Genomic DNA, 12,767 nt, shown 5'->3' on the forward strand with positions numbered 1-12,767 from the left:
CGCAGACCCGGTGGGATGGGGAGAATTACTGCCTGACACGCTTTGCGCGCGATCGGGACCCTCTAAAAAAAACATGCCGCCCAGGGAGCTGGGCGGCAACTTGTATAGACAAATAGCGTGACCGCTGCTTGCCTATATTATACGGCGTGCGCCGGTTTTCAATCGTAAGTTACACCAACCGTGACGCCGCCGAACGGCTGTTTGGCGTGCAGGGCGATGTAATACCAGCGGTAGCCGGCCGGCGCGGGAATGCTGATGCTCTCGCTGTTGCCGGCATTGGCGGACATGAGGTCGTAGGAGCTGGTGCTGGGGTAGCGCTCCAGGGCCACGTACATGTCCATATTGCCGCTGCCGCCCGCGCTCATCAGCTTCACATTCTTGGCGCCGGTCGGCACCATCAGGTGCAGGTAGGCGTAAGTCTGGCTGCCGGACGCGATATTGCGGATCGCGCAATTCTTACCCAGGTAGGTCGGCGAAGCCTGGCCGCTGCAAGCCGGCAGGCTGGAGACGCTGTCCGGCAACGGCGGTTCGCCGGCCGTGGTGGCGGCATCGGCCCAGGTCGCGAACTCGCTGTCATAACGGGTGCCGATGCTGCGCATGAAGTCGTTATAGCGGGTGTAGTCGCCCACGCGCAGCTTGGCCAGCGCCTGGTCCACGTCGGCGCGGTGGCGTTCCATCATGAACCGGGTCGCCATATAGCCCCAGCGGTAGGCCCGGTCCGAATAGTCCGACATCTGGTAGGTGTTGCCGAAGATGTCGCTCAGGCGGTATTTGCGGCTGCGCGCCATGTCGATGGCCGGCTGGTTGTTGTTCTTCAGCGAGAGGTACTCGCCAATGCCCTCGATCCACCACACCGTCGGCACCGAGGTGGAGGCGCCGAAATCGCCGTACAGGTTGAAGCGGCCGTCCAGGTAGTGCACGTATTCATGCTCCAGGTTCCAGACCTTGAAGGTCGGGCGCAGCCAGGATGCTTCGTGCGCGATGAAGCGGGCCTGGTTGCCTGCCTGCGCCGGATTGCCTTCCAGGTACATGCCGCCGTTGTCGGTCGGGATGTCGTACAGCAGGCCGGCGTATTTGCTGTAGTTGGCGTAGTCATCGAACACCACCAGTTCCAGCGCAGTATTGTTGTCGTGCGCCACCGGAGTGCGGTTGGTCTGCAGCATGGTGTGGAAGTAGCCCTCGCCATTCGCCAGCGTGGCGCAGATCTCCTGCACCTGGGCCGGCGTCACGTCTTGCGCGCGCAGGCGCAGGGTCGGGCTGCAATTATGAGTGGTCTTCAGCACGGCGGCTGCCAGCTGCTCTTCGTAATTGCACACGCCATACTGCGCGCAGTTCTCGCTGTCATACCACTTCACCGCCGCCGCCGCCGCCAGCCACATGCCCTGGTCGGCGCCCAGCATGGTGGTGGTGTTCAGCACGTTCTGCACCATCGGCTTGACCTGGGCCTTGAGCGCCGAATACTGCATGAAGCGGAACGCTTCATTGGAGGCATCGACCAGGTGGGCGCTGGCATTGGTATTGAGCAGGGCCGCCTTGCTATTGGTGATGAAGGCATTCAGCGCGTTGGCGTAGGAGATGTCGTTCGACATGGCGGTGCCGACATTCGGCATGGTGTGGGCGCGGAAAAGCACCGTCAGCGCGCCGGTCATGCCGCCGCCTGCGCTGTATTGCTTCAGCGGCTCGGCGGCGTTGGGCGCGGAAGGGCGCACGGTAAAGCGTTCCACCGTGGCGCGCGCGTCCGGCAGGAACTGCACCTCGTCGTTCATATTGGTGACCAGCTTCCACACTTCATTGGCCGTGGTGTAGGCCGAGGTGTTGTCGACGTACAGGGGATTGCCTTGCACCAGGCTATGCAGCGAAGCGCGCAGCGGGGCGCGCACGCTTTCGGTCAGTGCCGGGATGGAGCCGCCGCTGGCCTGGTAGTAGCCGGCGCGCAGGTACAGCACCAGGTTGACCAGCTTCATATTGCTGGCGTTGTAGCTGGCCGCCTCGCTTTGCAGGCGGGTGGTGACAGCGCTAACATTGGCGGCGGAATAGATGTTCGTCGCCAGCGGGTTGGCGACCGAGAACAAAGGGTAGGTGCATTCGAAGTCCGGCAGCGTGGCGATGTACTCGGCCAGGGCGGCGCCGCTGTAGCTGGCCAGCGTGTTCATGTTGGAACAGGCCGGCGTGGCCGCCATGGCTTTCATGCTGGACTTCATCTGGCGCGGCATCAGGTCGTTGCGCGGCTTGCGCGAAGGCGCCAGGTCGTACTTGGCCTGCTCCGCCGAAGGCGGCAGGGTCTGGCGCTGGTGTGGGGCCGGCGCCTGGTGCAGCTTGTCGCCGCTGTCCGCATGGGCTTGCGCGGCAAGCAGCAAGGCTGCTACGCCGATAGTTTTCAACATCATGTCTCCACTCCTCTTTTAACTACTGTTTGATGGGAGAGCCCATGCTAACGAGGAGGCGTGGAGCGCATTCAAACGTGCGCGGCGTTAGTGCGATTTCACCCGCTCAGGCCGCGTGAACTGCACAGGATACGGGCGAAAAAGCCACAGGTGCGGGGCGCGAACCGTTGCGAAACTGGCTTGGCGTGTAGCCGGTCATGGCTTTGAACTGGCGGCTGAAGGCGCTGTGGTCGGTATACCCGCACTCGCGCGCGATGTCGGCGATGCTGCGGCCGGGGTGCGCCTCGATCAGGGCCAGCGCGCCTTCCAGGCGCGATTGCAGCAGCAGCTGGCGCGGGCTGTAATGGAACACCTTCTGGAACAGGCGCTCAACGCGCGCCAGCGACAGGCCCTCCTCGCGCGCCAGCTCATTGAGGTTGAGCTGCAGGTGGAAGTTCTCGCGGATACGCTCGGCGATGCGCGCCACCTGGCGGTACACCGGGTGCTGCTCGTCCACCAGGCCCAGGTCCTGCGAGGTGCCGACCAGGCCGACAATCTCGCCCTGCTCGTTGCGCAGCGGGGTCTTATGGGTCAGGCACCAGCCACGGCGGCGGTTCGGGTACAGGTGCAGCTCCAGGTGCTTGTGGATGGTGGCGCCGCCCTGGATCACCTGGCGGTCCTGCTCCTCATAGGCGGCGGCCAGCGGGCGCGGGTGCACGTCCATCACCGTTTTGCCGAGGATATCGGTCTTGCTGCGCAGGCCGCAGCGGCGCGCCAGCGTGTTGTTGACGGCCACATAGCGGCCATCGCGATCCTTCACAAAGAAGGCTACTTCAGTCAGCGCGTCGAACAGTTTTTCGATCGCGTCCAGTTCCACATTCCACGGACGGTCCGTCATAAAGGTGTCTCCCAAGCTTTGGCGCGCTCTGTGGCGCGATTCCATTTTGCCAGCAACTCGGACCTTTGGTCACCCCCCATGTTTGGCGTGAATTTGCGCTCGCACGCCCACTGGGTAGCGATTTCCTCCTGCGATTCCCAGAAGCCCACGGCCAGCCCGGCCAGGTAGGCGGCGCCCAGGGCGGTGGTTTCCGTGACCTTGGGGCGCAGCACCGGCACGCCCAGCAAATCGGACTGGAACTGCATCAGCATGTCGTTGCGGGCGGCGCCGCCGTCGGCGCGCACCTCGGTCACCGGCATGGCGGCGTCCTTCTGCATGGCCGCCAGCAGTTCGGCGCTCTGGTAGGCGATCGATTCCACGGCGGCGCGCGCGATATGCGCCTTGTTGCTGCCGCGCGTCAGGCCGACGATGGTGCCGCGCGCGTACGGGTCCCAGTGCGGCGCACCGAGGCCGACAAAGGCCGGCACCAGGAACACGCCGCCGCTATCGGGCACGCTGTTGGCCAGCGCTTCCACCTCGCTCGATTGCTGGATGATGCCCAGGCCGTCGCGCAGCCACTGCACGGTGGCGCCGCCCATGAAGACCGAGCCTTCCAGCATGTATTCGGTGGCGCCGTCGACGCGCCAGCCCACGGTGGACAGCAGGCGGTTGTGCGAGGTGCGCGGGTGGCGGCCGGCGTGCATCAGCATGAAGCATCCAGTGCCGTAGGTGTTCTTCACCATGCCGGGCTGGTGGCAGGCCTGGCCGAAGGTGGCCGCCTGCTGGTCGCCAGCGATGCCGGCCACCGGGATCGCATGGCCGAACAGGGCTTCGCGCGTGGTGCCGACTTCCTCGCTGGAAGAGACAACCTGCGGCAGCATCTCCTCCGGGATGTCGAACAGGTGCAGCAGGTCCGCGTCCCAGCGCATCAGGTGGATATTGAACAGCATGGTGCGCGAGGCGTTCGAGACGTCGGTGACGTGCACGCCGCACAGCTTCCAGGCCAGCCAGGAGTCGATGGTGCCGAAACACAGCGCACCCTTGCGCGCACGCTCACGCGCGCCCGGCACGTGGTCCAGAATCCACCTGACTTTGGTGGCGGAGAAGTAGGCGTCCAGTTCCAGGCCGGTCGCATCGCAGATCATCTTCGCCTTGCCGGCGGCGCGCAACTCCTCGCAGTAATCGGCGGTGCGGCGGTCCTGCCAGACGATGGCGGGCGCGATCGGCTCGCCGGTCTTGCGGTCCCACACCACGGTGGTTTCGCGCTGGTTGGCGATGCCGATGGCGCGCACCTGCCTGGGGTCGACCTGGTGCTCGTGCAGGACCTTGCGGGCGACGGTGATCTGGCTATTCCAGATTTCGTTGGGGTCGTGTTCAACCCAGCCTGGCTGGGGGAAATGCTGGGGAAACTCCTGCGCCGCGCATCCTGCGATATGCCCGCTGTGGTCGAACAGGATGGCGCGCGAACTGGTGGTACCCTGGTCCAGGGCGAGGATGTATTGGGTCATATTTTATTGTACCTCATGGCGAAAACGCCAAAGATAGCTCTGGCTTACCTTCAACCGTTCCGCGTGACCGCGCAGCAGGACGTGCAGGTTACCCATTTCGTCACGCTGGGCGCCGGCAATGGCGCGCGCGTTGACTAGCGTGCCGCGGTGGACCTGCCAGAACTGGTCAGGGTCAAGGCCCTTTTGCAGGTCGCGGATGGTGGTTCGCACCACGCCTTCGTCGGTAGCGCTGACCACGCGCGTGTAGCGCGAGTCAGCGTCGAAAAACAGGACGTCATCGATCGGGAAGAGCTTGATGTTGTTACCTGCGGTCGTACTAATCCACTTGATGCGCTCGGCCTGCCGGCTGGCGCTCAATTGGCGATCGAAGTCGGCCATCATACGCATCAGGTCCGGCATGGCGAGGCCGGCGGCCAGTTGGCTGCGCAGGCGCGCCACGCTCTGTTCCAGGCGTTCGGGCGTGATGGGCTTGAGCAGGTAGTCGAGCGCGCCGAGGCCGAAAGCCTCGATCGCATGCGCATCGTAAGCGGTGGTGAAGACAACACGGCAGCGCCCTTCGCTGGCGCGCGCCACATCCAGCCCGCTCAGTTCGGGCATGCGGATATCAAGAAAAGCGACATCCGGGCGATGCGCCGCAATCGCCGCCAAGGCATCTCCCCCATCCTCGCATTCGGCCACAATGGCCAGCTCCGGCCAGGCCTGGGCCAGCATACGGCGCAGGTCGCCGCGCGGCAGGTCTTCATCATCAGCAATGACAGCGGTCGGCATTCAAGCTTCCTTTCCTGGCAAGGCCTGCAAAGGTAGCACGATGCATGCTTCCAGGCCCCCTGGTTCACGCGCGGTCAGTGTCAGCGCAGCCTGCCCACCGTACAGGTGGCGCAGGCGCTCACGGACATTACTTAAGCCGATTCCGCTGCCACTGCTGCTGCCGCCAAAGCCGACGCCGTCGTCCGCCACGGACAGCACCAGGCTGTCACCGCGCCGCGCCACGCTGACGATGATTTCGACCGCGCCCTTCTTCGGCTCGATGCCGTGCTTGACCGCATTCTCCACCAGCGAAATGAGCATCAGCGGCGGGATAGCGCAACGGCGTAGATCGTCCGGGCATTCAACCCGATAGGCCAGGCGCGGCAACCGCGTATGAATCACGCCGAGATAAGCGCGCGCCGCATCGAGCTGCGCGCCCAGCTCGACCAGCAGTTGCGCCCCCTCGTCGCGCACCTGCGGGATGGTGGCACGCAGGTAATCGACAAGGTGGTCGATGATGGCCACGCCACGCGCCGGGTCGCTGAGAATGGCGGCGCGCACACCGGACAAGGTGTTGAACAGGAAGTGCGGCTCGACCTGGCTGGCCAGTACCGACAAGCGCATCGCCACCTGGTTGCGTTCATCCCGGTAGCGCTCCATTTGCTCCAGCATGCGGGCGTCCTGCAGGCTCCGGCGCTGCCGCACATAGCTGAGCAGGTCGCCGGTACCGCCCAACCATAGCAGGATGGTCAGCCAGACCAGCCCATTGATCCAGTAATCGGCTGGATCATTCTGGACGCGAGTATAAGGCGCAAAACATCCGGCCACCGCCATCCCCGCCAACAGCGCCAACACGACACCCGCGGCCTCCCTGGCAGGCGGCCAGTTGCGCCGGCAGACCAGCACCGCCAGCCAGCGCCCGAGTAGCAACGCCACTGCAACGAGGAACCACAAGGCGGTCATCGGCAGCCAGGTCTGCAAACGCGCCAGGCCGCCAGGCGTCAGCGCGGCAATCAATAGCTGGAAGGCCGTAAAAATCGCGAACGGCCAGGCAAACGAACGGACGCGGTAGGCATACCAGGTGCGGCTGAACACAGGATACTGTTGCGCCTTCGCCGACCAGCCTGCCAGTTGTCCTGCCAGGCGGGCAGGGATAGGATGTTCTTTCATCGCGCAAGTATACCGGGACTACTGCTGCTGTTTGGCGAAGCGGGCAATCCGTTCCAGCACTGCGGGCGCGATCGTCTCATCGATCTTCCCGTACTCATCTTCAGCCCCGGTTTTAGCGGTCTGGAACAGATGGTTCAACGAGGGCATGGGCACCCCTTCCACTTGCTGGTTGCCGCCTTCACGCAGGGCTTTGACGATACCGTCCAAGCTCTCAACAGGAACTTGGTGGTCGAGCGTGCCATTCAGCGCCAGCACCGGGCAGCGGATCTTCCGCCAGTCGCCGCGCGCGTCGGACATCAACATCACGCGCAGCGCTGGTTCCTGCGCCATATTCAGCGACAGGGTGCCGATATTCATCTTGTACTTTTTAACCAGGGCGCTGTCTTGCGCCGACAGGCTGGCGAGGACCTGCTTCAATGCCGTGATCCGGGCAGCGGGTTCCTCGTGCGCGATGACCGTGTCGTAAAACTGGCGTTCATAGAGCGCCAGGCGATCGAGCTCGGCCCCTGTCGCGCCCTTGTCTTGCGCCGAAAGCCGATCCTGCATCAGCATCAATTCTTTGCCCGGCAGCCCGACGCCGGCCATGGAAACGAGGAAATCGACGGCATGGGGATGCTGGCCCGCGACACGGGCGGCAATCATCGGCCCTTCGCTGTGGCCGACAACACCGACACGACGGAACTGCTGGCGGGCACGCGCCGCCTGGATCACGGCATACAAGTCGTCCGCCAACTGCGCCTGGGTATGGCTCGCAAAGTCGCCAGTGGAATGCATGATGCCGCGCTTGTCGTAGCGCAGGACCGCGACGCCCTGACGCGCCAAATGGTCGGCCAAAACCGCGAACGGCCAATGTCCTTCGATTTCCTCATCGCGGGTGGCGGGACCGCTGCCATGCACCAGGATCACCAGATTCGGCGAACGCACGCCGACTGGTATGGACAAGGTGGCGCTTAGAGTCACGCCATCCACGCTGCTGATGGCCAGCGTTTCATCCACGTAGCTGGCGGATGGCTGCGGATCTTGCGGACGCGCTTTGCGTGGAAAGGCCGCTACCGGCTTCAGTTCCAAGGGAAAGGCGGCGCTGCCCTGTCTCCATTCGCCTTGCATTCGCCCCTCCTTCCATGCCAGCGACATCGCACCGAAGCCCAGGTTCAGCTGGACGCTGTCGCTTTTCTCCAGCACCGATACGACGGGCACGTGATACACCCCCTGGTCCGGCGATGTAAAGCTGGCCCAGGCCGACCCGTCGGCGCGCGTGAAAATATCGATCCCCAATTTCAGGGTTGACCCGTTGGGAATAACAAGATCGCCCATCCAGCGCCCCTGGTGACTTTTCAGGATGCCAGCTTGCGCGGTGAATGGGATTGAGATGCTGGCGCACAGCCCCAGCGTAAGGAGAAGTTTTTTCATGATGGGGCCTGGTGGCTTGGGTCTGATGGAGACGCCAATCTAAAGATCCACCCGGGGCGGCGCCGGCCTTTGCGGCGAATCGCCCCGCTACCGTCATGAAATGCGGGTTTCCTGGGATGAAAACCTGCCGTGAAATTAAGTGAAGCAAGCCGATAGGCCGGATTTTGTTACGGCGCCTTCCTTGCGGTCGGCGCTATGACAGCCATTCCTCTAGGCGACGGATTACTCCGCCGCTCAAGCTTTCTACCCGCACGCTCCGCGAGCAGCATCATCGCGTGCCTATTTGAAATTGCACCAGGTGGAGGTTACCGCGTTTCACCGTAACTTAATACGCTCGTCTCTGTGGCCCTATTCCTCGCCTTATACCATTGCTGGCTTTCAGCGGACGGCCGTTAACCGTCACCCCGCTCTATGGAGTCCGGACCTTCCTCCCGCCCATGCATTGCTACACGGACCAGCGGCTGTCTGGCTTGCTTCGGGCGGTATTTTACCAAATCTCGCGTCGCAAAACCGAAAGCTATTTCCCTAGGGGAGGCATAGAATGCCAAATCCCTGTATAAGAAGGCAAGTACCATGACGCAAATCCCTCGTTCCGGCGGCCAGATCCTGGTCGATGCGCTGAAAGTCCACGGCACCGATACCGCCTTTGGCGTACCCGGCGAAAGCTACCTGGACGTACTGGACGCCCTGCACGAATCGGGCATCCGCTTCATCATCAACCGCCAGGAAGGCGGCGCTGCCTTCATGGCCGACGCTTACGGCAAGATGACCGGCAAGCCGGGTATTTGCTTCGTGACGCGCGGCCCGGGCGCCACCAACGCCTCGATCGGCGTGCACACCGCCTTCCAGGACTCGACCCCGATGATCCTGTTCATCGGCCAGGTCGGCAGCGATTTCATGGACCGCGAAGCCTTCCAGGAAGTCGATTACCGCCGCATGTTCGGCCAGATGGCCAAGTGGGTGGCCCAGATCGACCGCGCCGACCGCATCCCGGAATACATTGCCCGCGCCTACCAGGTCGCCACCAGCGGCCGCCCGGGCCCGGTGGTGCTGGCCCTGCCGGAAGACATGCTGACCACCAAAGCCAGCGTGGCCGACACGCGCGCCTACGTGCCGACGCAAGGTTCGCCATCCGCGCCGCAAATCGCGCAGCTGCGCCAGATGCTGTCCGCAGCCAAGCGCCCGCTGGTGCTGCTGGGCGGCGGCGGCTGGAACGCGCAGGCCACGGCCGACATCCAGCGCTGGGCCGAAGCCAACCACCTGCCGGTCGGCTGCGCCTTCCGCTTCCAGGACCTGCTGGACAACGCGCACCCGAACTACGTGGGCGACGTCGGCATCGGCATCAACCCGAAACTGGCCGCGCGCGTGAAAGACGCCGACGTGCTGGTCGCCATCGGCCCGCGCCTGGGTGAGATGACCACCAGCGGCTACTCCATCATCGCCTCGCCGGTGCCGCAACAGCGCCTGGTGCACATCCACGCCAGCCCGGAAGAACTGGGCAGCGTCTACCAGGGCGAGCTGATGATCGCCTCCGGCATGCCGCAGGCTGCGGCGATGCTGGCCGCCATGGAACCGGTCGATGCCAGCGCCTGGCGCGACAGCGTGGCGCAAGCGCGCGCCGAATACACCGCCTGGCAGAAGGAGCCGACCGTCTTCGCCGACAACGGCGCCCCGCTCAACCTGTGGCAAGTGGTGCAGCAGTTGAAGGCCCAGTGCCCGGCTGACACCATCATCACCAACGGCGCCGGCAACTACGCCACCTGGGCGCACCGTTACTGGCCGTACGGCGGCATGCGCACGCAGCTGGCGCCGACCAGCGGCGCCATGGGCTACTCGGTACCGTCCGGCGTGGCCGCCAAGATCATTGACCCGGCGCGCACGGTGGTGACCTTTGCCGGCGACGGCGAATACCTGATGAACGGCCAGGAACTGGCCACCGCCGTGCAGTACAAGGCAGGCGTGGTCATCATCGTGTTCAACAACCAGATGTTCGGCACCATCCGCATGCACCAGGAGCGCGAGTACCCGGGCCGCGTGTCCGGCACCACGCTGCACAACCCGGACTTCGCCGCTGTCGCGCGCGCCTTTGGCGGCCATGGCGAAACCGTCTCGGCCACCGAGGAATTCGGCCCGGCCCTGCAGCGCGCGCTGGCCTTCACCCGCGAGCAATCGCTGCCGGCCATCATCGAGCTGCGCTACGACGGCAACCTGATCACCCCGGGCGCCACGCTGGAAACCCTGCGCCAGCAAGCCATCGCCGCCGGCAAATAAGCCCCGGCACAGCGCCCACCCGGCACCAGGGCTGGCCCCGCCTCCGCGCGGCCAGCCCTTTGCTTTTTCCGCTACCGCGCAACACCATTCGGCAGTAAGTTCGCTACATCGCCCTCCCGTACGAAGGCGTAAGATGAACGAAGCAATGCAATGGTTGCTAATCGAAGGCATCGCCGCGCTATTTGGCGCGGGCGGACTCTACCTCCTTGTCGGCTTGCTGTTGTTTGCATCGATGCATACTCGCGGCGTGAAAGCGGACTGGACGCCACCACGGCGGATGAAACTGATGGCTGCGATACTTTCAAGCTCGATCCTGGCTATAGGGTATTTTGCAAGGGGAGGAGTTATATGAAAAACGCACAAAGCGGAGATTCACCACCTGGCCCATCCAATGACTTGCTTCCGCAATTCTGGCACCCGACTCTTTCCTTACCGCATTTCTTTCCGGCATTGGGGGGGGCCATCATCGGCGCCATAGTCACCAAATGGGATGAAAAACAACATCCTGGCAGCTACAACCTATAACATTACTAGCGCCTTGGCACGGGACAGGCTTTGCAGGCGCGCGGTTTGCGGCTGAAGTCGCGTACCTTGGCCAGCACCATGGGCTGTGACTGGTCCTCGCAATAGGCGCCATCCAGGGTCAGCGTATTGCCGTCCGGCGAAAACTTGCCGCTCAGGGTGCGCTCCTCCTCGCCTTCCTGCACGGTGAAGTACATCATCTTGCCGCGCGGGTCGACATTGACATCGGTGGCCACCAGCGGCCAGCTCAGGCCGCCCGCCGTGTACTCGTAAATCACGGTATCGACTTCGGTGAAGCGCTGCAGCGTTATGCGCTGGCCGCCATACTCGCCGCTGCCTTCATGGACGCACAGGTCGGAATACACCACCACGCCATGGCGCGGCACACCGGCCGGCTTGGTGGCGGCGACGGCGCTGGGCACGGTGGCGGCGAGGATGAGCAGGAGCGGGGCGATTGTTCTCATAGGTACATTGTAAAAAAAAACGGCTGCCAAGGCAGCCGTTTTAACCAGGAACTGGTGCAGATCAGAAGGTGTGGCGGATACCGACGTTGTAAGCGGCGTCGCCGGAGCCCGATTCAGCGTTGTTACCAACGGTGAAGGAAGCGCCGTTCTTGTTCTTGATCTTGCCGTACGAGGTGTACAGGGTGGTGCGCTTGGATACCGAGTGCAGGTAGCCGATTGCGTACTGGTCCGCATCGTGGTTCGGCGCGGTCTTGTCATCCACCGACGACCAGGAAACCACCACCGAGCCCACTGGCGACACAGGCACGGTCGCGCCCAGCAGCAGGTTCTTGCTGTCGGTCGACGGCAGTACGCGCGCGGTGCTGTAAGCGGTGTCGCTGCCGGACGGGTAAGCGACGCTGTTGCGGCCCTGGTTGGCGCCGTACATGAAGAAGGCCTTGGCGACCTTGAAGTCGTAGTTGACGGCCAGCAGGCTGTTGTGGCCGCTTTGGTTCTGGGTCACCACGTTGCCGCTGGCGGCGTCGTTGTTGCGGTAGTTGTACGCCAGGCGCGCGTTCAGCGGGCCGTTCTGGTAGGCGATCGAAGCGCCCAGCTGACGGCCGGTCGAGTTGCCTTTCTGTTCGCCGAAGCCGTAGAACAGTTCAGCCTGTACGCCGCTGAAGTCCGGGGACTTGTAGTACACGGAGTTGGAGTTGCGCACGTTGATGCCGTTGGCCGGGAACAGGTTCTTCGCCGAGCCGGACAGGCCGGCCTGGAACGGGTCGCCCACTTGCACGAAGGCATTGTACCAAGGGGTGTACTGGCGGCCCAGGGTCAGGGTACCGGCAGTCTTGGAGGACAGGCCGACGAAGGCCTGGCGGTTGAACAGGGTGTTGTTGGCGTCCAGTTCACCGGTGTCGCCCTTGATACCGGTTTCCAGCTGGAACACAGCGGACAGGCCGCCGCCCAGGTCTTCGGTACCCTTGAAGCCGATACGGGAAGCATTGGCCACGCCGGCGGAAACTTTGCTGACATTACCGTTCTTGCCGCCACGCTCGCCAACGAAGCCAGCATCCATGATGCCGTAGATGGTGACGTTGGATTGGGCGTAGGCGGAGCCGGTGGCTGCCAGGATCGCGAGGGAAATCAAGGTCTTCTTCATGATGTGCTTCTTCCTTTTCTTTGTTATCGATCACCAGTGCTCTACGGCATTGGTTGCAGGACATTCTATATGAAGTCAATATTTCCTGCTAAGCACGTAGTAATACGTATTGCAAGATGACGTCACATGCCATTTTGCGTTAAATAAAAATTCGCCGTCTTTTCTTTATTGCTGTCCAGGACATTGTCACCGCGCTTGCTGCTTTGAGCGATTAAACTAGTAACATAAAGAATGTGTCATGGACAAACTCGGGCACCTCGCTTTCATAGTGAAACCGACTTAAGCTAAGCGCAA

Annotated in this window: 11 protein-coding genes and 1 other RNA gene; 3 read left to right on the forward strand and 9 right to left on the reverse strand. The window is 63.2% G+C overall.

The window, feature by feature from the left end:
* Positions 1-158: 158 nt before the first annotated feature.
* The 7 genes from GTP41_RS15270 to rnpB all read right to left on the reverse strand — a co-directional run bounded on the left by GTP41_RS15270 (position 159) and on the right by rnpB (position 8,552).
* Positions 159-2,387 carry a M9 family metallopeptidase gene (locus GTP41_RS15270; RefSeq protein ID WP_161026437.1) on the reverse strand — a complete coding sequence of 743 codons (2,229 nt, stop codon included), beginning with the start codon at positions 2,385-2,387 and terminating at the stop codon, positions 159-161.
* 103 nt (positions 2,388-2,490) lie between these two features.
* Positions 2,491-3,261: a helix-turn-helix transcriptional regulator gene (locus GTP41_RS15275; protein WP_229502896.1), complete on the reverse strand. Its 771-nt coding sequence runs from the start codon at positions 3,259-3,261 to the stop codon at positions 2,491-2,493.
* On the reverse strand, positions 3,258-4,748 hold the full coding sequence (glpK, locus tag GTP41_RS15280) for a glycerol kinase GlpK (RefSeq protein ID WP_161026439.1): 1,491 nt from the start codon (positions 4,746-4,748) through the stop codon (positions 3,258-3,260). Before glpK ends, GTP41_RS15275 begins: the two co-directional genes overlap by 4 nt.
* Before the next feature lie 3 nt (positions 4,749-4,751).
* Entirely contained in the window at positions 4,752-5,516 is a 765-nt protein-coding gene (locus GTP41_RS15285; protein ID WP_161026440.1) for a LytR/AlgR family response regulator transcription factor, read from the reverse strand.
* The gene (locus tag GTP41_RS15290) at positions 5,517-6,665 is read right to left on the reverse strand and encodes a sensor histidine kinase (protein WP_161026441.1); all 1,149 of its coding nucleotides are present in this window, start codon (positions 6,663-6,665) and stop codon (positions 5,517-5,519) included.
* An 18-nt stretch (positions 6,666-6,683) separates the two neighbouring features.
* Entirely contained in the window at positions 6,684-8,075 is a 1,392-nt protein-coding gene (locus GTP41_RS15295) for an alpha/beta hydrolase family protein (protein ID WP_161026442.1), read from the reverse strand.
* Positions 8,076-8,212: 137 nt separating this feature from the next.
* Positions 8,213-8,552: RNase P RNA component class A (rnpB, locus tag GTP41_RS15300), an RNA gene on the reverse strand.
* A gap of 96 nt (positions 8,553-8,648) precedes the next feature.
* On the opposite strand from rnpB, the gene GTP41_RS15305 reads away from it, so the two are divergent.
* From GTP41_RS15305 to GTP41_RS15315, 3 genes are all read left to right on the forward strand, one after another.
* Positions 8,649-10,346 (forward strand): thiamine pyrophosphate-binding protein, encoded by a 1,698-nt coding sequence (locus GTP41_RS15305; protein WP_161026443.1) that lies wholly within the window; start codon positions 8,649-8,651, stop codon positions 10,344-10,346.
* 133 nt (positions 10,347-10,479) lie between these two features.
* Positions 10,480-10,698 carry a hypothetical protein gene (locus GTP41_RS15310; protein WP_161026444.1) on the forward strand — a complete coding sequence of 73 codons (219 nt, stop codon included), beginning with the start codon at positions 10,480-10,482 and terminating at the stop codon, positions 10,696-10,698.
* Positions 10,695-10,871 carry a hypothetical protein gene (locus tag GTP41_RS15315; RefSeq protein WP_161026445.1) on the forward strand — a complete coding sequence of 59 codons (177 nt, stop codon included), beginning with the start codon at positions 10,695-10,697 and terminating at the stop codon, positions 10,869-10,871. The genes GTP41_RS15310 and GTP41_RS15315 overlap by 4 nt, the downstream gene beginning before the upstream one ends.
* 5 nt (positions 10,872-10,876) lie before the next feature.
* On the opposite strand, the gene GTP41_RS15320 is transcribed toward GTP41_RS15315, so the two are convergent.
* Complete coding sequence (locus tag GTP41_RS15320; protein WP_161026446.1) at positions 10,877-11,332, reverse strand: hypothetical protein; 456 nt, start codon at positions 11,330-11,332, stop codon at positions 10,877-10,879.
* 61 nt (positions 11,333-11,393) lie between these two features.
* Positions 11,394-12,473, reverse strand: coding sequence for a porin (locus GTP41_RS15325; RefSeq protein ID WP_161026447.1), 1,080 nt, complete (start codon positions 12,471-12,473; stop codon positions 11,394-11,396).
* Positions 12,474-12,767 lie beyond the last annotated feature (294 nt).

The sequence above is a fragment of the Pseudoduganella guangdongensis genome (assembly GCF_009857475.1).
Taxonomy (GTDB): Bacteria; Pseudomonadota; Gammaproteobacteria; order Burkholderiales; family Burkholderiaceae_D; genus Rugamonas; species Rugamonas guangdongensis.